Origin of the sequence: Zobellella taiwanensis, assembly GCF_003012795.1 — a bacterium.
GTDB classification, from domain to species: domain Bacteria; phylum Pseudomonadota; class Gammaproteobacteria; order Enterobacterales; family Aeromonadaceae; genus Oceanimonas; species Oceanimonas taiwanensis.
Genome location: NZ_PXYH01000025.1, coordinates 1 through 24,887, shown reverse-complemented (window position 1 = coordinate 24,887; position 24,887 = coordinate 1). Strand labels below are relative to the sequence as shown.

General features: G+C 63.4%; 23 protein-coding genes. 17 read left to right on the top strand and 6 right to left on the bottom strand.

Translation table 11 applies throughout. The annotated features are described in order from the left end of the window. Positions 1–199: 199 nt before the first annotated feature. The 11 genes from polA (at position 200) to mnhG (ending at position 12,055) form a co-directional block, all read left to right on the top strand. Positions 200–2,941: a DNA polymerase I gene (gene polA, locus C7I36_RS14850; RefSeq protein WP_106454476.1), complete on the top strand. Its 2,742-nt coding sequence runs from the start codon at positions 200–202 to the stop codon at positions 2,939–2,941. 470 nt (positions 2,942–3,411) lie between these two features. Continuing rightward, positions 3,412–4,230: a bifunctional hydroxymethylpyrimidine kinase/phosphomethylpyrimidine kinase gene (thiD, locus tag C7I36_RS14845; RefSeq protein ID WP_106454508.1), complete on the top strand. Its 819-nt coding sequence runs from the start codon at positions 3,412–3,414 to the stop codon at positions 4,228–4,230. Positions 4,231–4,255: 25 nt separating this feature from the next. Further along, entirely contained in the window at positions 4,256–4,579 is a 324-nt protein-coding gene (locus C7I36_RS17465; RefSeq protein ID WP_181256396.1) for a hypothetical protein, read from the top strand. 42 nt (positions 4,580–4,621) lie between these two features. Then, positions 4,622–6,151: a multicopper oxidase domain-containing protein gene (locus tag C7I36_RS14840; protein WP_106454475.1), complete on the top strand. Its 1,530-nt coding sequence runs from the start codon at positions 4,622–4,624 to the stop codon at positions 6,149–6,151. Between the two features lie 211 nt (positions 6,152–6,362). Continuing rightward, a complete protein-coding gene (locus tag C7I36_RS14835) occupies positions 6,363–8,660 on the top strand; it encodes a putative monovalent cation/H+ antiporter subunit A (protein ID WP_106454474.1) in 2,298 nt (765 codons plus the stop codon). Beyond that, positions 8,657–9,088: a Na+/H+ antiporter subunit B gene (locus tag C7I36_RS14830; RefSeq protein ID WP_106454473.1), complete on the top strand. Its 432-nt coding sequence runs from the start codon at positions 8,657–8,659 to the stop codon at positions 9,086–9,088. The genes C7I36_RS14835 and C7I36_RS14830 overlap by 4 nt, the downstream gene beginning before the upstream one ends. Next, entirely contained in the window at positions 9,089–9,436 is a 348-nt protein-coding gene (locus C7I36_RS14825; protein WP_106454472.1) for a Na+/H+ antiporter subunit C, read from the top strand. It begins immediately after the preceding gene. Continuing rightward, positions 9,433–10,935 carry a Na+/H+ antiporter subunit D gene (locus C7I36_RS14820; RefSeq protein ID WP_106454471.1) on the top strand — a complete coding sequence of 501 codons (1,503 nt, stop codon included), beginning with the start codon at positions 9,433–9,435 and terminating at the stop codon, positions 10,933–10,935. The genes C7I36_RS14825 and C7I36_RS14820 overlap by 4 nt, the downstream gene beginning before the upstream one ends. Then, complete coding sequence (locus C7I36_RS14815; RefSeq protein WP_106454470.1) at positions 10,932–11,405, top strand: Na+/H+ antiporter subunit E; 474 nt, start codon at positions 10,932–10,934, stop codon at positions 11,403–11,405. The genes C7I36_RS14820 and C7I36_RS14815 overlap by 4 nt, the downstream gene beginning before the upstream one ends. A 4-nt stretch (positions 11,406–11,409) precedes the next feature. Then, complete coding sequence (locus C7I36_RS14810) at positions 11,410–11,685, top strand: cation:proton antiporter (protein ID WP_106454469.1); 276 nt, start codon at positions 11,410–11,412, stop codon at positions 11,683–11,685. Beyond that, complete coding sequence (gene mnhG / locus C7I36_RS14805; protein WP_181256394.1) at positions 11,675–12,055, top strand: monovalent cation/H(+) antiporter subunit G; 381 nt, start codon at positions 11,675–11,677, stop codon at positions 12,053–12,055. Before C7I36_RS14810 ends, mnhG begins: the two co-directional genes overlap by 11 nt. Before the next feature lie 47 nt (positions 12,056–12,102). On the opposite strand, the gene rsuA is transcribed toward mnhG, so the two are convergent. Beyond that, positions 12,103–12,789, bottom strand: a complete 687-nt coding sequence (gene rsuA / locus C7I36_RS14800; protein WP_106454468.1) for a 16S rRNA pseudouridine(516) synthase RsuA — start codon at positions 12,787–12,789, stop codon at positions 12,103–12,105. Further along, positions 12,789–13,427 carry a ribosome biogenesis GTP-binding protein YihA/YsxC gene (gene yihA, locus C7I36_RS14795; RefSeq protein ID WP_106454467.1) on the bottom strand — a complete coding sequence of 213 codons (639 nt, stop codon included), beginning with the start codon at positions 13,425–13,427 and terminating at the stop codon, positions 12,789–12,791. The genes rsuA and yihA overlap by 1 nt, the downstream gene beginning before the upstream one ends. Before the next feature lie 142 nt (positions 13,428–13,569). On the opposite strand from yihA, the gene C7I36_RS14790 reads away from it, so the two are divergent. The 5 genes from C7I36_RS14790 to hemN are packed head-to-tail and all read left to right on the top strand — an operon-like array spanning position 13,570 to position 17,276. Beyond that, on the top strand, positions 13,570–14,187 hold the full coding sequence (locus C7I36_RS14790) for a c-type cytochrome (RefSeq protein ID WP_106454466.1): 618 nt from the start codon (positions 13,570–13,572) through the stop codon (positions 14,185–14,187). A 50-nt stretch (positions 14,188–14,237) separates the two neighbouring features. After that, a complete protein-coding gene (locus C7I36_RS14785; protein WP_106454465.1) occupies positions 14,238–14,897 on the top strand; it encodes a class I SAM-dependent methyltransferase in 660 nt (219 codons plus the stop codon). Next, positions 14,894–15,433, top strand: coding sequence for a Der GTPase-activating protein YihI (gene yihI, locus C7I36_RS14780; RefSeq protein ID WP_106454464.1), 540 nt, complete (start codon positions 14,894–14,896; stop codon positions 15,431–15,433). The genes C7I36_RS14785 and yihI overlap by 4 nt, the downstream gene beginning before the upstream one ends. A gap of 11 nt (positions 15,434–15,444) precedes the next feature. Further along, on the top strand, positions 15,445–15,888 hold the full coding sequence (locus C7I36_RS14775; protein WP_181256400.1) for a DUF2489 domain-containing protein: 444 nt from the start codon (positions 15,445–15,447) through the stop codon (positions 15,886–15,888). Between the two features lie 17 nt (positions 15,889–15,905). Beyond that, entirely contained in the window at positions 15,906–17,276 is a 1,371-nt protein-coding gene (hemN, locus tag C7I36_RS14770) for an oxygen-independent coproporphyrinogen III oxidase (protein WP_106454462.1), read from the top strand. Positions 17,277–17,362: 86 nt separating this feature from the next. On the opposite strand, the gene add is transcribed toward hemN, so the two are convergent. From add to glnA, 4 genes are all read right to left on the bottom strand, one after another. Next, entirely contained in the window at positions 17,363–18,361 is a 999-nt protein-coding gene (gene add, locus C7I36_RS14765; protein WP_106454461.1) for an adenosine deaminase, read from the bottom strand. A gap of 76 nt (positions 18,362–18,437) precedes the next feature. After that, the gene (glnG, locus tag C7I36_RS14760; RefSeq protein ID WP_106454460.1) at positions 18,438–19,865 is read right to left on the bottom strand and encodes a nitrogen regulation protein NR(I); all 1,428 of its coding nucleotides are present in this window, start codon (positions 19,863–19,865) and stop codon (positions 18,438–18,440) included. 9 nt (positions 19,866–19,874) lie between these two features. Beyond that, a complete protein-coding gene (glnL, locus tag C7I36_RS14755) occupies positions 19,875–20,927 on the bottom strand; it encodes a nitrogen regulation protein NR(II) (RefSeq protein ID WP_425445051.1) in 1,053 nt (350 codons plus the stop codon). A 230-nt stretch (positions 20,928–21,157) separates the two neighbouring features. Beyond that, positions 21,158–22,567, bottom strand: coding sequence for a glutamate--ammonia ligase (gene glnA, locus C7I36_RS14750; RefSeq protein ID WP_106454458.1), 1,410 nt, complete (start codon positions 22,565–22,567; stop codon positions 21,158–21,160). Positions 22,568–22,900: 333 nt separating this feature from the next. Between glnA and typA the strand changes: the two genes are divergently transcribed. Continuing rightward, positions 22,901–24,727 carry a translational GTPase TypA gene (typA, locus tag C7I36_RS14745; RefSeq protein WP_106454457.1) on the top strand — a complete coding sequence of 609 codons (1,827 nt, stop codon included), beginning with the start codon at positions 22,901–22,903 and terminating at the stop codon, positions 24,725–24,727. Positions 24,728–24,887: the final 160 nt, after the last annotated feature.

Sequence of the window (24,887 nt, the reverse complement as noted above, 5' to 3'; positions counted from 1 at the left end):
TTTTCCACATCAGAGGATCTGTTATCAAGATCCTTTTTGTCATTATAAGTTACTGATTGATAAATGTTATTCTTTCTTGGTTCGATCTCTTCCTGATCGGCCTTGCACAGAGTTATCCACAGGCTGTGGCGGTGTCGGCGTGGTTTCGTCGAGCCGGCTGTGGCATGCTAGCGCCCAACGTATCAAAGAGAAAGACACCATGGTTGCCATTCCTGCCAAACCCCTGATCCTGGTCGACGGATCCTCCTATCTGTACCGTGCCTATTTCGCCTCCCAGCAGGCCGATCTGCGCACCAGCGACGGCCGTCCCACCGGCGCCATCCGGGTGGTGACCAACATGCTGCGCAGCCTGCACAAACAGTTTCCCGAGTCCCGGGTGGCAGTGGTGTTCGACGCCAAGGGCAAGACCTTCCGCAACGACATGTACGCCGACTACAAGGCGCACCGGCCGCCGATGCCGGACGATCTGCGCAGCCAGGTGGAGCCCATCCACGCCATTATCCGCGCCATGGGCCTGCCGCTGCTGATCGAGGACGGGGTGGAGGCGGACGACGTCATCGGCACCCTGGCCCGCCAGGCCACCGAGCAGCGGCTGGACGTGGTGATCAGCACCGGCGACAAGGACATGGCCCAGCTGGTGTCGGATCACGTGCTGCTGATGGACACCATGAAGAACAGTTTTATGGATAGGGACGGGGTGATCGAAAAGTTCGGGGTGCCGCCGGAGCTGATCGTGGATCTGCTGGCCCTGGTGGGCGACAAGGTGGACAATATTCCCGGCATGCCGGGGGTGGGCGAGAAGACCGCCCTGGCGCTGTTGCAGGGGCTGGGCTCCATCGAGGATATCGCCGCCGATCTGGACAAGATCGCGTCCCTGGGGTTCCGCGGCGCCAAGACCTTCGCCGCCAAGTTCCTCGAGCAGCGGGAGATGGTGCAGTTGTCCCGGGAGCTGGCCACCATCAAGACCGACGTGGCCCTGGAGTTCGGCCCCGCCGAGCTGCAGCCGGGCGAGCCGGATAAGGAGGCCCTGGCGGCCCTCTACCGGGAATATGAATTCAGGAGCCTGCTGGAAGAGCTGGAGCGGGGGGAAGGAAAGGACGAGTCCGCCGCGCCGGCGGCGCCGGCCCCGGAAACCGACTATCAGCTGGTGCTGGAGCAGGAGCAACTGGAGGCCTGGATCGAGCGGCTGCAGGCGGCGCCCTATTTCGCCTTCGATACCGAGACCACCAGCCTCAACTACCGGGATGCCCGGGTGGTGGGCGTGTCCTTCGCGGTGGAGCCGGGCCGGGCCGCCTATGTGCCCTTCGGCCACGATTACCTGGACGCGCCGGCGCAGCTGAGCGAGGAAGCGGTGTTGGGGGCACTCAAGCCGCTGCTGGAGGATGAGCAAAAGGTCAAGCTGGGCCAGAACCTCAAGTACGACATCAATGTGCTGAAGAACCACGGCATCGCGCTGAAGGGGGCCCTGCTCGACACCATGCTCGAATCCTACGTGCTCAACTCGGTGCAGACCCGGCACGACATGGACAGCATGGCGGCCTTCTTCCTCAATCAGGACACCACTTCCTTCGAGTCCATCGCCGGCAAGGGCGCCAGGCAGCTCACTTTCAACCAGATCCCCCTGGAGCAGGCGGGGCCCTATGCGGCGGAAGACGCCGACGTGACCCTGCGGCTGCACCGCCATCTGACGGAAAAGCTGGCGGCCGAGCCCGAACTGCAGCGGGTGTTCGAGGCCATTGAAATGCCGCTGGTGCCGATACTGGCGCGGATGGAATACACCGGCGTGCGCATCGACAGCCAGCTGCTGGCCATCCAGAGCGACGAGATCGCCAAACGGCTCAAGGAGCTGGAACAGGAGGCCTTCGAACTGGCGGGCGAGCCCTTCAACCTGAGCTCCCCCAAGCAGCTGGGCGAGATCCTGTTCAACAAGCTCGAGCTGCCGGTGCTGAAGAAGACCCCCAAGGGGGCGCCGTCCACCGCCGAGGAAGTACTGCAGGAGCTGGCGCTGGACTATCCGCTGCCCAAACTGCTGATGGAGCACCGGGGCTTAAGCAAGCTCAAATCCACCTATACCGACAAGCTGCCGCTGATGGTCAACGGACACAGCGGCCGCATCCACACCTCCTACCACCAGGCCAATGCCGCCACCGGCCGGCTGTCGTCCTCCGACCCCAACCTGCAGAACATCCCCATCCGCACCCCGGAAGGGCGGCGTATCCGCCAGGCTTTCGTGGCCGAGCCCGGCTACAAGCTGGTGGCGGCGGACTACTCCCAGATCGAGCTGCGCATCATGGCCCACCTGTCCCGGGACCAGGGCCTGCTGGACGCCTTCGCCAGGGGGCTGGATATTCACAAGGCCACCGCCGCCGAGGTGTTCGGGGTGGCGGTTGAGCAGGTGACCAGCGAGCAGCGGCGCCGGGCCAAGGCCATCAACTTCGGCCTGATCTACGGCATGAGCGCTTTCGGCCTGTCGCGCCAGCTGGGTATTCCCCGGGCCGAGTCCCAGGCCTACATGGACATCTACTTCGAACGCTACCCGGGGGTGCTGCGCTATATGGAGGAGACCCGGGCGCAGGCCGCCGAGCAGGGCTATGTGTCCACCCTGTTCGGCCGCCGGCTGTACCTGCCCGAGATCAACGCCAAGAACGGCGCCCGCCGCAAGGGCGCCGAGCGGGCCGCCATCAACGCCCCCATGCAGGGTAGCGCCGCCGACATCATCAAGCAGGCGATGATCAAGGTGGACGCCTGGATCGCCGGGCTGCCGGCGGACGAGGTGCGCATGCTGATGCAGGTGCACGACGAACTGGTGTTCGAGATCCGCGAGGACAGGGTGGACGCCTACAAGGACGAAATCCGTGCCCTGATGGAGCAGGCGGCGACCCTGGACGTGCCGCTGCTGGTGGAAGCCGGGGTGGGAGAGAATTGGGATCAGGCTCACTAATCTGAAGGTTTAATAACAAAACTGAAAAAATATTACGTGACTGGCTTTTTTTCTCTGTATCCCTGTTGTAGAGTGGGCGATGTAGGGTACAGAGGTAAGGCGTTATGTCTTACAGACCTTTTATTTCACGTAATTGAATATGGCTTGCTAGGCCGCCCCCGGACTCCTGTGCGGGGGCATTTTTTTGTCCGGGCTCCGGCGGTAGGCCTTTTTATGTCCCGTTTTTGTATACAGTAAAACGTTTTATGTTGCTAAATTACATTGCGTGAAGCTGTGGCGGAGGCCGGGCTCCGGCTGGCCTTTGCCCCCGGCGCTGGTTATTATCGGTCTCTTTGGTCGGAGAGTCCGCAGGGCCCAAACGGCATGGCCGGACCCGCCGAACCCGATCCCGCTGATTCCGGCGCAGGGAACCGACGGGCGGCAACCGGGCCGCATCCGGGTCTGCCGCCGCCATGGAGGACCATCAGGACATGCACAGCACCAAGCCCGTCATTCTCACCATCGCCGGCTCCGACAGCAGCGGCGGGGCCGGTATCCAGGCCGATATCAAAACCATTTCCGCCACCGGCGGCTACGCCTGTTCGGTGATTACCGCCCTTACCGCCCAGAATACCCGGGGCGTCAGGGCGGTGCATCCGGTGCCCCGGCAGATGATCCGCGACCAGCTGGAGGCGGTGTTCTCGGACTTGCCGGTGGCGGCGGTCAAGGTGGGTATGCTCGGCGACGCCGCCACCATTGCGACCGTGGCCGAGGCGCTGCGCCACCATGGCCCTGCCCATCTGGTGGTGGATCCGGTGATGGTGAGCGCCAACGGCGATCCCCTGCTGGCCGAGGAGGCGGTTGCCGCCTTGCGCGAGGAGCTGCTGCCCCTGGCCCAGGTGATCACTCCCAACCTGCCCGAGGCGGCTCGCCTCGCCGACGGCGCCCTGCCGGCCCGGCTGGCCGAGGTGGAGTCCCTGTTCGCCGGCCTGGCCGGGCTGGATTGTGCCGCCGTCCTGCTCAAGGGCGGTTTTCTGCAGCACGAGCCGCGCAGCCCCGACTGGCTGCTGAGCGGGGGCGAGGTGCGCTGCTTTGACTCCCCCCGGGTGATGACCCCCAACACCCACGGCACCGGCTGTACCCTGTCGGCAGCCCTGGCCTGCTACCTGGCCCAGGGCCTGAGCATGGAACTGGCGGTGGCCAGTGCCAAGCACTATATCGACCGGGCCATCGCTGCCGGCGCGGCGCTGCGGGTGGGCCATGGCCGGGGCCCGGTGGAGCATTTTTTCCGCGCCCCGGCGGCGAGCTGAGCCGGTCCGGACCGATGATGGCATCATGCTGAACGGAACCGGTCTTCGCTGCTGGCTGATCGGCACCCTGCTGCTGGCCACCCTCTGCCTGCCCGGGCTGACGCCGCCGGCCATGGCCTGTGTTGACTGCGCGACCGTCCTGGCCGATGCTCATCAGCATCAGCATCAGCATCAGCATCAGCATCAGCATCAGCATCAGCATCAGCATCAGCAGGATTGCCCGTTATGCCTGGGGCTGACGAGCGGCCTGCCGTCGTCCCTCGCCATGGGTTCGGCCACGCTGCCGGTGCCGCTGGCCAGACCGCTGGGCGGCCGGCACCGGCGATTGGAGCGACCACCCAGAACCTGACTCGAATTTCCCTTTTTCATTTGGTGATTTGAGGACAACAGGATGAACAGACGTGATTTTATCAAGCTGAGCCTGGCCGGTGGTGCCCTGGCCGGCTTGCCAGGCCTGTCGTGGGCCGACGACGGCATTTCCCCCTCCACCCTGGCCCGGCTGCCTCGCCTCGAGCCGGATGGCGAGGGGCGTTACCATCTGACCCTGGCCCCCGCCCGGATCGGGGTGGCCGGGCGGGAGACCGAACTCTGGCTGTACAACGGCCTGCTCGGCCCCGTACTGGAACTGACCGAGGGCGATCGGCTGGAAGTGCGGGTAACCAATGGTCTGGCGCAGCCCACCACGGTGCACTGGCATGGCCTCAAGGTGCCCGCCGGCCAGGACGGTGGGCCCCATGACGCCATCGCCCCCGGTGCCAGTCGCTGGTATCGCTTTACCGTGCCCGAGGGCAATGCCGGCCTGCACTGGTTCCACCCCCATCCCCACGGCCATACCGCCGAGCAGATAGCCCACGGTGCCGCCGGCCTGATCCTGGTAAAACCCAGGATGTCGCTGCTGCCGGACCATGACCACCAGGAATTGCTGCTGGTCACCGACCTGCGCCTGGATGCGGCGGGCCGGGTCGCGCCCCACACCATGGCGGACTGGATGAACGGCCGGGAAGGGGAGCTGCTGCTGGTCAATGGGGGCCGGCACGCCAGCCTGGTGCGGCCGCCGGCCAGTGAGCAACGGCTCGGCCTGGTCAACGCCTGTGCCGGCCGTTATCTGCACCTGCGGCTGGACGGGGCGCCATTCTGGCTGCTGGGCACCGATGGCGGGCTGCTGGCGGCACCCGAACTGCGCGAGGAACTGTTGTTGGTGCCGGGGCAGCGGGCCGATGTACTGTTGCCCTGGCCCGCCGAGAACGGAGCAGAGCGGCTGCTGTTCAGCCAGCCCTATGACCGGGGCTGGATGGGACCCGAGCCGGAACACTACCGCCGGCCCCAGCCCCTGCTCCGGCTGGTGGCCAGCGGTGCGGCGGCGGTCGCCGTGCCCCCCTTGCCCGATCGCCTGGCGCGGATCGACTGGCTGCCCGAAGCGGCGGTCAGTCGCAAACTGGTGCTGAGCGAGCGCATGCCGGCAGGGCCGGAGCACCAGGGTCATGCCGGCCATGGGGCCCACGGCGGCGCCCGGCACCAGCAGGGTGGCCACGCGACCCATCCGGAGGCCATGGCGGCGTCGGCGCAAGGGGTGCTGGAGGCGGGCCTGGCGTTTCTTGTCAATGACCGGGCCTTCGACATGGAACACATCATGTTCGAAGGCAAGGCCGGACAGGTGGAGGAGTGGCTGGTGGAGAACGACTCCCACATGGATCACCCTTTCCATGTGCACGGCACCCACTTCCAGGTGCTGGCCGTGCAGGCGCGGGGCGGTGACTGGCAGGCCCTGGCCGGACCCCGCTGGCTGGATACGGTGAATCTGGCGCCCTACCAGAAACTCAGGCTGCGCTTGCGCTTCGAGCAGCCCGGGGACTGGCTGTTCCACTGCCATATCATCGAACACGAAGAACTCGGCATGATGGGCACCATCCGTATCGGTTAATCCTTCCCGGGGTCCGCGCGGACCCCGGCTTTTCTTGCCTTTTGCCGGATCGGCTTGTAGTATCGGGCAGCATAAAAACTCAAAAATAATTAATTAACTGCTTGATAGTTAATCTAATTACTTCCTTACTATAGTCTGCATACAGTGCCGTTTCTCCCCTCTTTCAGCTGATCCTGTCGCCTTGAATAGGCATTGAAAGGAGCTTTTGCCTATGCTTGTTGCTGTTTTAGCGGGTTTTATTCTGGCCGCCCTGGTGCCCCGCCTGTCCCCACTGCTGGGGGCCCGGATCGGCTGGGGCCTGGCCCTGTTGCCGGCCTCCCTGTTCGTGTATTTTCTCGGTTTTTGGCCCGAGGTGACCGGCCAGGGTTCCGTCCTGGTATCCCATGCCTGGATCCCCAGCCTTGATATCAGCCTCAATTTCCTGGTCGACGGCCTCAGCCTGATGTTTGCCCTGCTGATCACCGGCATCGGCACCTTTATTTTCATTTATGCGGGTAGTTACCTGGAAGGCCACAAGGACATCCACAAGCTGTTGATGTACCTGCTGGCGTTCATGTCCGCCATGCTGGGGCTGGTCCTTTCCAACAACCTCATTTCCCTGTTCGTGTTCTGGGAGCTGACCAGTATCACCTCCTATCTGCTGATCGGTTTCAACCATGAGCAGGAAAAGGCGCGCAAGGCGGCGTTGCAGGGGCTGTTCATCACCATGGGCGGTGGCCTGGCGCTGATGACGGGGTTGATCATGCTGGGCTATATGGGCGGCAGCTTCGAACTGACCGAACTGCTGAACCGGGGCGATCTGTTGCAGGCCCATCCCCTGTTTCTCGGCATGATGATACTGATCCTGGTGGGCACCTTTACCAAGTCGGCCCAGACCCCTTTCCATTTCTGGCTGCCCAACGCCATGGCGGCGCCCACCCCGGTGAGCGCCTATCTGCACTCGGCGACCATGGTCAAGGCCGGGGTTTACCTGATGGCCCGGCTGCAGCCGGCGATGGCCGGCAGCGAAGCCTGGATGCTGGCCCTGTCGATATTCGGTGCCGTTACCATGACCCTGGGCGCGGCCATGGCGGCCTGCAGCACCGATCTCAAACGCATACTGGCGTTTTCTACCGTGATGGCCCTGGGCACCCTGACCATGCTGATCGGCATCGGTACCCCTTATGCGCTCAAGGCGGCCATGGTGTTCCTGCTGGCCCACGCCCTGTACAAGGGGGCGCTGTTTATGGCGGCCGGCACCATAGATCATGAAACCGGCACCAAGGATGTGCGCGAACTGGGCGGTCTGCGCCGGCTGATGCCATACACCGCCTTCTTTACCTGGGTGGCGGCGCTGGCCCTGGCGGGCGTACCGCCGCTGTTCGGCTTTATCGCCAAGGAGCTGATGTTCGAGTCGGCCCTGGGAGCCGGCGCGCTCTCTGGCCTGCTGCTGGGACTGGCGGTGGTCACCGCCGTCTGCATCGTCGCCGCCAGCGGCCTGGTGGCGATCCGGCCCTTTTTCGGTGCCCTCAGGCCGACCCCAAAAGCTCCTCACGAGGCCCCCCTGGCCATGCGCCTGGGCTTTACCGTGCTGGCTGGCCTTGGGCTGTTGCTGGGACTGCTGCCGGGGCTGGCCGAGCCCCTGCTGCAGGCGGCGGTGACTGCCGTTGCCGGCGCACCGGCGGCGCCGCTGGAGCTGGCCCTTTGGCACGGCGTCAACCTGCCGCTGCTGCTCAGCACCCTGGCGCTGGTGGCCGGCGGCCTGCTCTACCGCTACTGGGAAAGCGTCCGCCCGTCCATGGCGGGGCTGCTCAGGCCCCTGGCCTACGGTCCCGAGCACGGTTACGAGCGGGCCATGGAGGGACTGGTGCGGCTGGCCAAGTGGCAGACCCGGGTGCTGCAGAACGGCTACATGACCAACTATATCCTGACCATACTGGTGACCACCATCGGCTTGCTGGTCTATGCCTTCTGGGCCCACGATGCCTTCCTCTACCAGCTGTCCTTTGAGGGCGTGCGTTTCTACGAGGTGGTGATCAGTCTGCTGATGCTGGTGGCGGTGGTTTATGCCAGCGCCACCCATCTGCGCTTGGGCGCGGTGGCGGCGGTCGGAGTGCTGGGCTTTGCCATGGCGATGATCTACGTCTTCTTCAGCGCCCCGGATCTGGCCATTACCCAGGTGTTGATTGAAACCCTGACGGTGATCTTGCTGGTGCTGGTGCTGTTCCGTCTGCCCGGTTTCCAGGATCTGTCGAGCCCCATGGTGCGCTGGCGTGATGCCGTGGTGGCCGGCACCTTCGGCATCCTGGTCACCATGATGGTGCTGACCGTCAATCAGTCCTCCCTGGGCGAGGGGATTACCGACTATCTGGTCGCCAACAGTTATGCGGTGGCCCAGGGCCGCAATATCGTCAACGTCATCCTGGTCGACTACCGGGCCCTGGATACCCTGGGCGAGATCTTCGTGCTGGCCCTGGCGGCCATAGGGGTGAACGCGATGATCCGCTTCCGTTGGGAGGACTACAAGTGAGATCCGATTCGTCATTGATCCTGCAGACCGCAACCCGTTTCCTGGTGCCGCTGCTGCTGCTGTTTTCGGTCTTCCTGCTGTTGCGCGGCCATAACGAGCCGGGCGGCGGCTTTATCGCCGGCCTGGTGGCCTCGAGCGCCTTCGCCCTTTATCTGTTCGCCTTCGATGCCAGCAGTACCAAAAAGCTGATGGGGGTGGAAAGCCAGTTGCTGATGGGGGTCGGGCTGTTGCTGGCGCTGGCCAGCGGCATGGTGGGCATGGTGTTCAAGGGCCAGCCCTTTTTGTCCAGCCAGTGGTGGACCCTGTATGTGCCGGGCATTGGCGAGCTCAAGCTGAGCACCCCGCTGTTTTTCGATATCGGCGTCTATCTGGTGGTGATCGGCGTGGTCAGCACCATAGTGCTGTCGCTGGCCAAGGTGGAGGAATAAATGGAAAACCTGTTCGCCTTCGTGATCGGTGGCCTCTATGCCACCGCCCTGTTCATGATGCTCAGGCGCAGCATCGTCAAGCTGGTCATCGGCCTGATGATCCTCTCCAACGCTGCCAATCTGCTGATTTTCACCGGCGGCGGCCTGGTGCGCGGCGCGCCGCCGCTGATCCCCGAGGGATTGTACGAGCCGGTCGGCCCCATCGCCGATCCCCTGCCCCAGGCCCTTATCCTGACCGCCATCGTCATCAGCTTCGGGGTACTGGCCTTTGCCGTGGTACTGATCCACCGGGCCTACGAAGTGATTGGCGCCGACGACATCAACGAAATGAAGAGCACTGATTCGTGAAAGCAGAAGTCATTATTCCCATACTTATCCCCATGCTGGCCGGGGCCCTGACCCTGACCTGCTGGCGCTGGCGGCTGGTGCAGCGCTGGATTTCGGTGCTGGCGGGCACCGGCCTGCTGGCGGCCGGCCTCTACCTGCTGACCCAGGTGCAGAGCCGCGGCATCCTGGTCAGCACCATGGGCGCCTGGCCGGCACCCTACGGCATCACCCTGGTGGCGGATCTGCTGAGTGCCATCATGGTGGTGGTGACCGGCGTCATCGCCCTGGCGGTGGCGGTCTATTCGCTCGCCACCATGAGCCGCAACCATGAGGCCTTCGGCTATTATCCGCTGCTGCACCTGATGCTGGCGGGGGTTGTCGGGGCCTTCCTCACCGGCGACATCTTCAACCTCTATGTCTGGTTCGAGATCATGCTGATCGCCTCCTTCGGCCTGCTGATCCTGGGCGGCGAGCGCTCCCAGATGGAAGGGGCGCTGAAGTACGTGACCCTCAACCTGATCTCCTCGGCCATGTTCCTGACCGCCGTCGGCCTGCTGTACGGCTATGCCGGCACCCTCAACATGGCGGATCTGGCGGTGAAGCTGAACGGCGCCGAAACCTCCGGCCTGGTCACGGTGATCGCCATGCTGTTTCTGGTGGCCTTCGGCATCAAGGCGGCGGCCTTTCCGCTGTTCTTCTGGCTACCGGCTTCCTACCATACGCCGCCGGTGGCGATTTCGGCGGTGTTTGCCGGCCTGCTCACCAAGGTGGGGGTCTATGCCCTGTACCGGGTGTTCAGCCTGATCTTTGTGCAGGATGTCGCCTTCACCCATCATACGGTGCTGATGTGGATGGGGATTTTCACCATGCTCACCGGGGTACTGGGGGCCGCGGCCCAGTTCGAGGTGCGCCGCATCCTGTCTTTTCACATTGTTAGCCAGATAGGCTACATGCTGGTGGGGCTGGCGCTGTTTACTCCCCTGGCCATCGCCGGCGGGGTCTTCTACATCTTTCACCACATCATAGTGAAGACCAACCTGTTCCTGATCAGCGGCGTCATGTACCGCTACCACGGCAGCTATGATCTGGCCAAATTGGGCGGCTTGTATCGTTCCGCCCCCTGGCTGGCGGTGCTGTTCCTGATCCCGGCCATGTCCCTGGCGGGGCTGCCGCCGCTGTCGGGCTTTTTCGCCAAATATACGGTGATCAAGGCGGGCGTGCTGGCCGAATCCTGGTTCATGGTGGCCATTGCCCTGATAGTGGGCCTGCTGACCCTGTATTCGATGATCAAGATCTGGGCCGAGGCCTTCTGGAAAGCGCTGCCCGAGGACGCCAAGCCTCTGCGCGGCGGGGCGGATCCGCACCGCTACCTGCTCTATCTGCCGGTGCTGGGCCTGGCGCTGATCACCCTGACCATCGGCTTTGGCGCCGAATGGTTCGTGCAACTGGCGACGGACACGGCGGCACAGCTGCTGGCGCCCGAGAACTATATTGAAGCGGTACTGGGGGGAAGCCAATGAGAGCCTTTGGTTGGAATATGCTGCTGGCCCTGGCCTGGGTCATACTGTCTGGCACCTACACCATCAGCAACCTCTTTATCGGCATGGTGCTGAGCTATCTGGTGCTGGCCTATGTGGGGCGGGACAAGCCCATGTTCGCCCGTTACCTGGGCAAGCTGCCCAAGCTGGTCAGCTTTGTGCTGTTTTTTATCTGGGATCTGATCAAGTCCAATGCCCGGGTGGCCTATGATGTGCTCACGCCCACCCATCTGATGCGGCCCGGGGTGATCGCCATACCGCTGGATGTGAAGGACGATGGCGCCATCACCATGTTCGCCAACCTGATCACCGCCACCCCGGGCTCGCTGGCACTGGATGTGTCGAGCGATCGCAAGGTGCTCTATGTGCACCTGATGTACCTGGACGACGAGTCCCGCCAACTGGCGGAGTTCAAGGCCCTCGAGGCCCGTGTTATCGATTTGCTGGGATAAGCCTATGTTCGACTTTGTCCTTACCTTGTCTTTCGTGTTCCTGAGCCTGGGGCTGGTGCTGGCGACGGTCCGCCTGCTGCTCGGCCCGACCCTGCCGGATCGGGTGGTGGCGCTGGAAGTCATCGCCTCCATGACGGTGGGTTTCATCCTGCTCTATAGTGTGGCCTACGACACGCCGGCGCTGATCGACGTGGCCATAGTGCTGGCGTTGACGTCCTTTATGGCGGCGGTGGGCTTTGCCCGTTACCTGGAGCGGGGAGGCCAGCGCGATGATGACTGAACTTGTCACCAGCCTGTTCATGCTGCTCGGCTCCTTCCTGATACTGCTGGCTGGGCTGGGCATTATCCGCATGCCGGACCTGCTGACCCGGATGCATGCCACCAGCAAGGCCGGCGCATTGGGAGCGGGCCTGATGGCCTGCGGCTTTGCGGTCTATTTTCCGGAAGCCAGCGTGGTGGTACGCGCCCTGGCGGTGGTGGTGTTTGTGATTATGACGGCGCCGGTCGCCGCCCATGTGCTGGCCCGGGCCGGTTACTTTGTGGGCATCAAGCTGTGGGAAGGCACGGTGAAGGACGTGATCAAGGAACGTTACGACCTTAAAACCCACCAGCTCGGCAGCTCCTCGCGCAAGCGCGAAGAGGAAGACTGAACCAGGGGCCCTTGTGGCCCCTGGTTGTCGATGGCCGGGAGAGCGGTTCAGATGGCGGCGATTTCTTCCTCGGTGAGGTGGCGCCAGCCGCCTTCGGCCAGGCTGTCGTCTAGCCGTATCCCGCCGATCTGCAGCCGATGCAGCGCCACCACCCGGTTGCCCAGGGCGGCAAACATGCGCTTGACCTGGTGGTATTTGCCTTCCTGTATGGTCAGCAGCACCCGGGTGGGGGCGAGCACTTCCAGGGTGGCGGGCAGGGTGGGCCTGGCTTCGCCATGCAGCATGATGCCGGCTTCCAGGCGGGCGGCGGCATCTTCCGCCAGGGGTTCGGCCAGATCCACCCGATAGACCTTGCCACAGGCCTTTTTCGGCGAGCGCAGCCGGTGCGACCACTGGCCGTCATCGGTGAGCAGCAGCAGTCCTGTGGTGTCCAGGTCGAGCCGGCCGGCACATTGCAGGCCGTCGGCCAGTTCCGCCGGCAACAGGGCCAGTACGCAGGGGTGGTCTTCATCCCGGGTGGCGCTGAGGTAGCCCTTGGGCTTGTGCAGCATCAGGTAACGGGGCGCGCGCAGGGCGAGCAGCCGGCCTTGGAGCCGGACTTCCTGGCCGGTGATGGACAGGTCGCCCTTCTTGACCACCAGGCCGTCCACCGTTACCTCGCCCCGGTGCAGCGCCTTCTTGGCCAGAGAGCGGGTCAGTTCGGTGGTTTCGCACAAAAAACGGTCGAGGCGCATCAGGCGGTGGCTTCCTGCTCTTCGGCCGCGTTGTCCTGCAGCAGCCATTCGGTGAGGACTTCCCTGGCCCGGTCGACGCCGGTGCCCTTGAGGGAGCTGAACGCTTCCACCCGGATGTTGCCGCCGAACACGGCCACCGCTTCGCGCACCTTGAGCACTTCCGCCTTGCGGGCGCCGGACTTGAGCTTGTCGCACTTGGTCAGCAGCGCCAGCACCGGCAGTCCGGAGTCGCTGGCCCACTGCAGCAGTTGCTGGTCGATGTCCTTCAGCGGGTGGCGGATATCCATCAGTACCACCAGCCCCTTGAGGCTGTCGCGCTGTTGCAGGTACTCCGACAGTGCCTCTTGCCATTTCAGCTTCATTTCCTCCGGCACCTTGGCATAGCCGTAGCCGGGCAGGTCAATGAGGCGCCTGCCTTCGCTCAGCTCGAATACGTTGATGAGCTGGGTGCGGCCGGGTGTTTTACTGGTGCGGGCCAGGCTTTTTTGCTGGGTGATGGTGTTGAGGGCGGAGGATTTGCCGGCGTTGGAGCGGCCGGCAAAGGCGATCTCCACGCCGGCGTCCGCCGGCATCTGCCGGATGTTGGGCGCGCTGGTAATAAAGCGGGCGGCGTTAAAATTTATCTGCTTGTTATCCAATGTGAATTCCCCGGGGTTCTGAACCCGCCTTGCTTACTTTCTCGCAAAATCGTGTAGAATGGTGCGGTTTTTTAAATCGCATTGTAACATGCCCCATCAGGTATGTGATCTGGAAGCTCTTACAACGAGAAGTCGGAACGTCATGAAAAAAATCATTTTCACGCTAGCCTTAATGCTCGGAGTGGCCGGTACCGCACAGGCCCAGGGCGACGTCGAAGCCGGTAAAGCCAAGTCCGCCACCTGCGTGGCCTGCCATGGTAACGACGGCAACAGCCCGGCCGACATGTATCCCAAGATCGCCGGTCAGCACGCTTCCTATATCGAAAAGCAGTTGCTTGAATTCAAGGCCGCGGCCACTGGCGGTGTCGGCCGGGCCAACGCCATCATGGGCGGCATGGTCATGCCCTTGTCCGAGCAGGACATGGCCGATCTGGCCGCCTATTATGCCAGCATTTCGGTAACCCCCGTAGCAGTTCCGGAGGAGGTCATCGAACAGGGCGCCGCCCTGTACCAGGGGGGCGATATGGAACGCGGCATTACCGCCTGCATCGCCTGTCATGGTCCCCGGGGCGAAGGCCTGGAATCCGCCAAGTTCCCGCGCCTGTCCGGCCAGCATCCGGCCTATATAAAGGCTCAGCTGGAGCTGTTCCGCAGCGGTGAGCGTGACAACGATCCCAATGGCATGATGCGCGACATCGCCACCAAGCTGACCGACCAGGATATCGAGATCCTGTCCCAGTACGTGGCGGGCCTGCGTTAATCCCGACCTCTCAGGGGGGCCGTGGCCCCCCGCCTTTTTCCGGTTTGCCGATGTCTGCTCACCCGCAAGACCTGTGTTGCCCCCTCTGCGACTCTTCCGATCATGTTCCGTTCTGGCAGGACCGCCGCCACTATCATCGCTGCCGGCAGTGCTGGCTGATTTTTGTGGATCCCGCCGAGCGGCTGGCGGCGGAGCAGGAGAAGGCGGTCTATGACCAGCACTGCAATCATACCGGTGACGCCGGCTACCGACGTTTTCTGGGCCGGCTGGCCGAGCCCCTGACGGCGCGGCTGGCGCCGGCCAGCCACGGGCTGGATTTCGGCTGCGGGCCGGGTCCGGCGCTGGCGGCCATGCTGGCCGAGGCGGGCTTTGCCATCACCACCTATGATCCCTACTATGCGGATTATCCGGAGCGGTTGCAGCAGCGGTACGATTTTGTCACCTGCACCGAGGCGATAGAACATTTTTACCATCCCGGGCGGGAATGGCGGCGTTTGCTGGCACTGCTCAAGCCCGGTGGCTGGCTCGGTCTGATGACCAAGCTGGCCCGCGATCAGGCGGCTTTTGCCAACTGGCATTACAAACAGGATCCCACCCATGTCAGCTTTTTCAGCCGGGAAACCTTTCTCTGGCTGGCGGCACGGGACGGGCTCGGCATCGAATTCATCGGTGCCGATGTCATTCTTCTGCACAAACCGGAGTCTGTATGACACGCATCAAGAAGACCCGTAACCCGGGTCGTATCGGCGCCCGCAAGGAAAATCGGGAAACCGCCGAGCAGGGCAGGGAACGCAAGCGCAAGGCCAGGCGCAAGGGGCTGGCGCCCGGCTCCCGCCACAACCAGGGCGGTGAGGGCGGCGGCGGGGCCACCAGGGTAGAGAAGGATCCGCGCCTGGGTTCCCGCAAGCCGGTGGCCCTGGTTCCGGGCGAGGACAAGGCGGCGGTCGCCAGGGTCAGGGTCGCCAAGCCCGAGGCGCTGACCCCTGAGCAGGAGCTGGAGCGGCTGGAGAACGATGAGCGGCTCAATACCCTGCTGGATCGGGTGGAAGCCGGCGACAAGCTGGACCGGGAGGACGCGGCCTGGCTCGATCGTACCCTGGCCCGCCACCAGCAGCTGCTGGAGCAGCTCGACCTGCTCGACGACGAGGCCGACGCTGCCCCGGCGGACGGGGATGACCTGTGGAGCCGTTTTATGGACGCCGAGCTTGATCCTGCTCAATACCAGGATAAGGAAGACAAGTCATGATCTCACCCTGGCTGATGGCCGCCCTCGCGGGCGGCATCATCATAGTGGGTCTGGCCGTTTACGCGGGCATTCTGCTGGCCCGGCTGAGGCAGCAGACGCAACAGCGGCAACAGGCCATCCATCGGCGCAACGAGCGCATTCTGGACAGCATCCGCACCATCGCCATGGCGGTGCGTGACGACCAGTGCAACCTGTCGGAAGGGGCCATTCGCCTGACCAATCTGCTCAATACCCTGCAGTTCAGCCAGCCGAAGGACTTTGCCACCGACTACCCTGGACTCTACGATTTGTATGACAGGGTCAAGGAGATGCCGACCCACGAGGCCCGCAACCAGCTCAAACGCAACGAACGCATGCGCCAGGATCTGCAACGAGCCGGTTTTGAACAAGAACTTGAGGCGCAAATAAAAATCGAGGTCGCGCGGCTGGTCAGCCTGGAACTGCCCGGTCGCTGATCCGGGGAGGAGAGGTGATGTCAGCAATGATCGAGTGGGACCAGTCCCTGATCGAGAAATACAACTATTCGGGACCGCGCTATACGTCCTATCCCACGGCGCTGGAGTTCAGCGACGCCTTCGGCATGGCCGAGTTCGAGGCTGCCGCCGGGCGCTATCCCGGCCGGCCCCTGTCGCTCTATGTGCATGTGCCCTTCTGCCACAAGCTGTGCTATTACTGCGGCTGCAACAAGGTGATTACCCGTCACCAGGGCAAGGCCGACACTTACCTTGATTACCTGGAGCGGGAAATCGAGCGCCTGGCGCCGCTGTTTGCCGATCGTACCGTGACCCAGCTGCACTGGGGCGGCGGCACCCCCACCTTTCTGACCGAGGTGCAAATCCGCCGTCTCAACAGCCTGCTGCGCCGGCATTTTAGCTTTGCCGAACGGGGCGAATACAGCATAGAGATTGACCCGCGGGAGATCGAGCTGTCGGTGCTGGAAGTGCTGAAGGAAGAAGGCTTCAACCGCATCAGCCTGGGAGTCCAGGACTTCGACAAGGCGGTGCAGAAGGTGGTCAACCGGGAGCAGGACAACGACTTCATCAAGGCACTGGTGCGGCGGGCCGATGAACTCGGCTTCGTGTCCACCAACCTGGATCTGATCTACGGCCTGCCGCTGCAGACCCCGGCCAGCTTCCGCCATACCCTGGAACAGGTGGCGGCGATGGCGCCTGACCGGCTGTCGGTGTTCAACTACGCCCATCTGCCGAGCCGTTTCGCCGCCCAGCGCAAGCTGAACGAGGCGGACATGCCTAAGCCGGCCCAGAAACTGGCCATGCTGCAGGACACCATTGCCTACCTCACCGGCCAGGGCTATCAGTTCATCGGCATGGATCACTTCGCCAAGCCCGGTGACAGCCTGGCGGTGGCCCAGCGCCAGGGGGAGCTGCACCGCAACTTCCAGGGCTACACTACTCAGGGCGACTGCGACCTGCTGGGGCTGGGCGTTTCCGCCATCAGCATGGTCGGCGATGCCTATTCCCAGAACCACAAGGATCTGAAGCGCTACTATGCCCAGCTCGACCGGCTTGGCCACGCTCAGACGGTGGGCTATGCCCTGAACCAGGACGATCGTCTGCGCCGGGATCTGATCAAGACCCTTATCTGCAACTTCGAGCTGGAATTTGCTCCCCTGGAACGGGAATACGGTATTCGCTTCGCCGACTACTTCGCCGAGGATCTCACGCTGTTGCAGACCTTTATGGACGACGGCCTGGTCACGCTGGAAAGCGGTGCCATCCGGGTTGCGCCCAAGGGTCGGCTGCTGATCCGCAATATCTGCATGTGCTTCGACGTCCATCTGCGCCGCCAGGCCCGGATGCAGCAGTTTTCCAGGGTGATCTGACAACCCCCAAGCGGTAAGCAAAACCCAAACAAGGCCGGGCCGGGCGCAGCATCTGCGCCCGGCCCGGCTTGCTTATGGCGGACAGCTTACGACGCTGCTTTCAGCAGCAGGGCAGCCCTTTCCGCGGGGCTGATAAAGGCCATCCCCAGGGCGTTTTCCTGACACTGGCGGGTCTGGGCGGCACTGAGGCCGGCGCGGGCCGCAGCGTCGGTGTATTCGTGGCGCAGCTCTATGCCTTCCACCGCCGGGTCGTCGGTGTTGAGGCAGGCGAGCACGCCCTTTGCCAGGAAGCGGTGGATGGGGTGGGCGGCGAGTTCCGCCACTGTGCTGGTCTGCAGGTTGGAGGTGAGGCAGGACTCGATGCCGATGCGGTGTTCGGCCAGGTAGTCGAGCAGGCGTTCGTCCTCCACCGCCTTGACGCCGTGGCCGATGCGCTCGGCGCCAAGCTCGCGAATGGCCTGCCAGATGCTGTCGCTGCCGGCCGCCTCGCCGGCGTGCACCGTGATGCGCAGGCCGGCGTCCCGCACCCGTTTGAAATGGTCGTTGAACAGTTCGCCGGGAAAGCCCAGCTCGTCACCGGCCAGATCCATGGCCACCAGTTTGTCCTTATGGGCCAGGCAGGCGGCCAGTTCCCGCTCGCAGGCGGCCTGGCCGAAGGTGCGGCTCATGATGCCGATCAGTTTCACCGGAATGCCGAAGTCGCGCCGGCCGGCGGCCACTCCGTCGATCACCGCTTCCACCACCCCCTGGGGATCCAGGTTGTGGTTCATGGCCATGTAGCCGGGGCTGAAGCGCAGCTCGGCGTAATCGATGCCGCCGGTCTGCAGATCCTCGACGTTCTCGTAGGCCACCCGGCGGCAGGCGTCGTAGCTGCCCAGCACCTTGACGCCCCAGTCCAGCTTGGCGAGGAAGGACACCAGGTCGGGGGCATTGCCCTGCACCTGCACATGGGGGCGCAGCCCCTCCAGGGTGGTGGCGGGCAGCACCATGTTGAAGGCCTGGCCCAGATCGAGAATGGTGGCGGGCCTGATGTTGCCGTCCAGGTGGCGGTGCAGGTCGAGCAGGGGCAGGCTGGAGTCTATCATGGTGTCTTCCTTCTCCGGTCAGTGACCCTTGCCGGAGCCGCCGGGGCGGCCATCGGCGAGGGGGATGAGATAAAGGCTAATCCTCTACCAGGCTGTCGTCACCATGCAACTCTTTTAACTTTCGGGTCAGGGTATTGCGGCCCCAGCCCAGCAGCCGGGCCGCCTCCTGCTTGTGGCCCTGGGTGTGGGCGAGGGCGCAGTCGAGCAGGATGCGCTCGAACTCGGGCTGGGCGTCGGCCAGCAGGTCCTGCTGGCCCCTGGCCAGGGCCTGGCGGGCCCAGCCCTGCAGAGCCTGGCGCCAGTCCTGACCGCCGGCGTCCCTTTCCTTTTCCCGCTCCTTCTGCATCAGCTCCGGCGGCAGGTCCGCGATCAGCACCTCCTGGCCCGAGGCCATTACCGTCAGCCAGCGGCAGACGTTTTCCAGCTGGCGCACGTTGCCCGGCCAGGACAGGGTCTGCAGATAGGCCTGGGTGTCCGGATGCAGGCTCTTGGCCTCCACCGCCAGTTCCCGGGCGGCCCGGGCCAGAAAGTGGCGGGCCAGCTTGGGGATGTCCTCGCGGCGGTCCTTCAGCGCCGGCATATGGATGCGGATCACGTTGAGCCGGTGGAACAGGTCTTCGCGGAAGTCGCCGCCCTCCACCTTTTGTTCCAGATCCTGGTGGGTGGCGGCGATGATGCGCACGTCCACCTTGATCGGCTGGTGGCCGCCCACCCGGTAGAACTGGCCGTCGGCCAGCACCCTGAGCAGACGGGTCTGGATATCCAGCGGCATGTCGCCGATCTCGTCGAGGAAGAGGGTGCCGCCGTCGGCCTGCTCGAAGCGGCCCTGGCGCACGCTGTTGGCGCCGGTGAAGGCGCCCTTCTCGTGGCCGAACAGCTCAGATTCGATCAGATCCTTGGGGATGGCGGCCATGTTCAGCGCGATAAAGGGACTGCGGGCCCGCGGGCTGTGCTTGTGCAGGGCGTGGGCCACCAGCTCCTTGCCGGTGCCGCTCTGGCCGTTGATCAGCACCGAGATGGAGGAGCGGGCCAGGCGGCCGATGGCGCGGAACACCTCCTGCATGGCCTGGGCTTCGCCGATGATCTCGGGGGTGTTGAGCGGCTCCGCCGGCGCGGTTGTAGATTTGCCCCGGCTTTCCTTCAGATGGGCCACGGCCCGCTGCACCAGGGCCACGGAGTCGTCGATGTCGAACGGCTTGGGCAGGTATTCGAAGGCGCCGTGCTGGTAGGCGTTGACCGCGCTGTCCAGATCCGAATGGGCGGTCATGATGATGATCGGCAGTTGCGGTGCCTGCTTGTGAATGGCGCCCAGCAGGGTCAGGCCGTCCATGCCGCCCATGCGGATGTCGGACACCACCACGCTCGGTTTGCCCTGGGGCAGGGCCGCCAGCACGCTTTCTCCGTCACTGAAGCTGCGGCAGCGAAATCCCGCCTGGCCCAGGGCCCGCTCCAAAACCCAGCGGATGGAGCTGTCGTCGTCGACTATCCAAACCAGTTCAGCCATAAAGCTCTCCTATCGTCGTAACGGCAGATAGATAATAAATTCGGTGTGTCCGGGGCGGCTGTGGCATTCGATGCGCCCCTTGTGCTGGTGGATCAGATCCTGAGCGATGGACAGCCCCAGGCCGGTACCGCCCTCCCGGCCCGTGACCATGGGGTAGAACAGGGTATCGCGCAGCTGCTCGGGGATGCCGGGGCCGTCGTCGATAATGCGGATCTCGGCCGCCAGCCGGTAGCGGCGCCCCTGCAGCATCACCTGGAAGGCGGTGCGGGTGCGGATCCGGATATGGCCCCTGTCGCCCAGGGCTTCGGCGGCGTTGCGCACTATGTTGAGGAAAGCCTGTTGCAACTGCTCCGGATCCATCTCGAAATCGGGGATACTGGGGTCGTAGTCCCGGCTGAGTTTGATGTCCTGGGGGATTTCCATCGCCACCAGCTGGCGCACCTGCTCCAGTACCGAGTGCAGGTTGGTTACCTGGCGCAGGCCGGGCCGCTGGGGGCCCAGCAGCCGGTCCACCAGGTTGCGCAGCCGATCCGCCTGGGCGATGATCAACTGGGTGAATTCCTTGAGTTCTTCCTGGTCCAGCTCCCGCTCCAGCAGCTGGGCCGCGCCGCGCAGGCCGCCGAGGGGATTTTTGATCTCGTGGGCCAGGCCGCGCACCAGCTCCCGGGCCGCCTGTTGCTGAGCCCGCTGCTGTAGTTCCTGGCTGATCTTCTTCTGCTGGTCGATAAGGCGAAGCTCGATCAGCGCCAGGGTCTTGCCTTCGAGGCTGAAGGGATTAACGCTGACATCCACCCAGCGCGGGGCACCGTCGATCACCAGCTGTACCTCGCTGTCGGTAAACCCCTGCTCGGATTCGATACAGCGCTGGATACGCCGCATATCGAGGGAAATGTCCTCCACCAACTGATCCAGCCGGGCATCCCGCAGCCGGCGTTTGCTCAGGGTCAGCAGTTGCTCGGCGGCGGTATTGGCATAGTGCACCAGCAGGTTGCCATCCACCACCAGCACGGCGGTCAGCAGATTGTCGATGATCGATCTGGTGCTCATTTCGGATGTCGACACCCTTTCCTCCTGGGTTGATTGCACCATTATGGTGCGAGGTGGTCGTCCTGTCCCCACGTTTTTACCACCCGGTGGCACACAGGGCGGGGGTTGCCCCGTGGCGGTGCGCGCAAAATGCCGCTTTCTACGGATACTGCAAAAACCTTGCCGACTTGTGGGGAAGGATAAAAAACAAAAAAGGCCCGGTGTTATCCGGGCCTTGCACTGGCATCCAGCTTAGGATTTCACGCTTATACCGAGTAGTACAGGTCGAACTCCAGCGGGTGTACCGCCATGTTGATCATCTCGGTTTCCTTGCGCTTGTACTTGATGTAGGCGTCGATGAACTCGTCGCTGAACACGCCGCCCCGGGTCAGGAACTCGCGGTCCTTGTCCAGGCAGTCCAGGGCCTGATCCAGGGATACGGCCACGGTCGGGATTTCGGCGGCTTCTTCCGGCGGAAGGTCGTACAGATCCTTGTCCATGGCATCGCCCGGGTGGATCTTGTTCTGGATGCCGTCCAGGCCGGCCATCAGCAGGGCGGCGAAGGCCAGGTAGGGGTTGGCAGCCGGATCCGGGAAGCGGGTCTCGATACGGCGGGCCTTGGGCGAACCCACCAGCGGGATGCGGATGGAGGCGGAACGGTTGCGGGCGGAGTAGGCCAGCATGACCGGGGCTTCGTAGCCGGGCACCAGACGCTTGTAGGAGTTGGTGGACGGGTTGGTGATGGCGTTCAGAGCGCGGGCGTGCTTGATGATGCCGCCGATGTAGTACAGGGCGGTCTCGGACAGGCCGCCGTACAGGTCGCCGGCGAACAGGTTTTCACCATTCTTGGCCAGGGACTGGTGCACGTGCATGCCGGAGCCGTTGTCGCCCACTAGGGGCTTGGGCATGAAGGTGGCGGTCTTGTTGAAGGCGTGGGCCACGTTGTGCACCACGTACTTGTAGATCTGGATTTCGTCGGCCTTCAGGGTCAGGGTGTTGAACTTGCAGGCGATTTCGTTCTGGCCGGCGGTGGCCACCTCGTGGTGGTGCGCTTCCACCACCAAGCCCATCTCTTCCATGATCAGGCACATGGCGGAGCGGATATCCTGGGAAGAGTCTACTGGGGCAACCGGGAAGTAGCCACCCTTCACACCGGGGCGGTGGGCCTTGTTGCCTTCCTCGTAGTCGCGGCCGGAGTTCCACTTGGCTTCGATGTCGTCGATCTTGAAGAAGCTGCCGGACATGTCGGTATGGAAGCGGACGTCGTCGAACATGAAGAATTCGGGCTCGGGACCGATCAGCACGGTGTCGGCGATGCCGGTGGACACCAGGTATTCCTCGGCACGGCGGGCGATGGAGCGCGGGTCGCGGTCGTAGCCCTGCATGGTGGCGGGTTCGAGCACGTCACAGCGGATGTTGAGGGTGGCGTCTTCGGTGAAGGGGTCCATCACGGCGGTGGAGGGATCCGGCATCAGCACCATGTCCGACTCGTGGATGGTCTTCCAGGCGGTCATGGAAGAGCCGTCGAACATCTTGCCATCTTCAAAGAAATCATCGTTGATCTGGTTGACCGGAATGCTGACATGCTGCTCTTTGCCCTTGATATCGGTAAAGCGCAGGTCGATGAATTTGACATCGTGTTCCTTGATCATGGCCAGTACGTTTTCAGCTGACATCGGTGTAGACCTCCAAAATTTATTATCCCAGGGTCTGATGAACAAATTCATCAGTTGCCAGAATACAAAGCTAAAACTGTGCCAGGTTGCCAAATGCTTGTCATGAAAGCGTTTTACTCTGGCGGTTGGTGACGGCTGCGGATTGGCATGCACCACATTGGTGCGTTTTTGGATCTTTTTGGTGCAACCGCTCCTCGAGCGCCTCCATCATGGTGCATCGCACCAGGCTTGGGAAGCCGGACGCAGTAATTTTCAAATCTGCTAGGCAGATCCCGGTGCTCCGAGTAAAATGACCGACCATTTTTTACCCACCCCGGTATTTTTGAGGCAGGAATGTTAGAAAATTTACGTAATATCGCCATCATCGCTCACGTTGACCATGGCAAAACCACCCTGGTGGACAAGCTGCTGCAGCAGTCCGGCACCCTGGAAACCCGCGGTGAAGCGGAAGAACGGGTCATGGACTCCAACGATATCGAGCGGGAGCGCGGCATTACCATTCTTGCCAAGAATACCGCTATCCGCTGGACCTCTCCCGATGGCCAGGAGTATCGCATCAACATCGTCGATACCCCCGGACACGCCGACTTCGGCGGTGAGGTAGAGCGGGTGATGTCGATGGTGGACTCGGTGCTGCTGCTGGTGGACGCCCAGGAAGGCCCCATGCCGCAGACCCGTTTCGTGACCCAGAAGGCCTTTGCCCAGGGCCTCAAGCCCATCGTTATCATCAACAAGGTGGACAAGCCCGGCGCCCGTCCCGACTGGGTCATGGATCAGGTGTTCGACCTGTTCGACAACCTGGGTGCCACCGACGACCAGCTCGACTTCCAGGTGGTCTACGCTTCCGGCCTGAACGGCTGGGCTTCTCTCGACGCCGATGAGCCGGCCGAGGACATGACCGCCCTGTTCCAGACCATAGTGGATCAGGTGCCTGCCCCCGACGCCGATATGGACGGCACCCTGCAGATGCAGATCTCCCAGCTGGATTATTCCTCCTACGTGGGCGTGATCGGCATCGGCCGCATCAAGCGCGGTACCGTCAAGGTCAACCAGCAGGTCACCGTAGTAGGTGCCGACGGCAAGACCCGTAACGGCAAGGTCGGCCAGGTGATGGGCTACCTGGGCCTCAAGCGCCACGACGTGGCCGAAGGCAGCGCCGGCGACATCGTGGCCATCACCGGCCTGGGCGAGCTGAAGATTTCCGACACCGTCTGTGCCGCCGGTGCAGTGGAAGCCCTGCCGCCCCTGTCGGTGGACGAACCTACAGTGACCATGACCTTCCAGGTCAACACCTCGCCCTTTGCCGGCCAGGACGGCAAGTTCGTCACCTCGCGCAACATCATGGAGCGGCTGAAGCAGGAACTGGTGCACAACGTGGCGCTGCGGGTGGAAGAAACCGGGGATCCCGACAAGTTCCGGGTGTCCGGCCGGGGCGAACTGCACTTGGGCATCCTAATCGAGAACATGCGCCGGGAAGGCTTCGAGCTGGCGGTGTCCCGCCCCGAGGTGATCATCAAGGAAGAGAATGGCGTCAAAATGGAGCCTTTCGAAACCCTTACCGTCGATGTGGAAGAAAGCAGCCAGGGCTCTGTAATGGAGAAACTGGGCGAGCGCAAGGCCGAGATGACCAACATGGTGCCGGACGGCAAGGGCCGGGTGCGCATCGACTTTATGGTGCCGGCGCGTGGCCTGATCGGTTTCCAGACCGAGTTCATGACCCTGACCTCGGGCTCCGGCCTGATGTACCACAGCTTCGATCATTACGGTCCGCACAAGGGCGGCAACATCGGCCAGCGTAACAACGGCGTGCTGATCTCCAACGCCACCGGCAAGGCCCTGGCTTATGCCCTGTTCAACCTGCAGGAACGTGGCCGGTTGTTCGTCGAGCACGCCACCGAGGTATACGAAGGCATGGTGATCGGCATTCACAACCGCTCCAACGACCTGACCGTGAACTGCCTCAAGGGCAAGCAGCTGACCAACATCCGTGCCGCCGGCACCGACGAGGCGCTGACCCTGACCCCGCCCATCAAGATGACCCTGGAGCGGGCGCTGGAGTTCATCGATGACGACGAGCTGGTGGAAGTCACCCCCAACCACATCCGCATCCGCAAGAAGCTGCTGACCGAAAACGATCGCAAGCGCGCCAGCCGCGCCTGAGTTGAACCGGTTCATGGAGGGCGCTTCGGCGCCCTTTTTTGTTTGCCCGGCGAAGCCGGCAAACCCGGCCATCTGAAAGAAGATGGCGTCACCCCGACTGAGGGGAAGACAATCCGACTGGCAAGGGCGCCACTGGCCAACGGTGGGGTCTGAAGGAAGC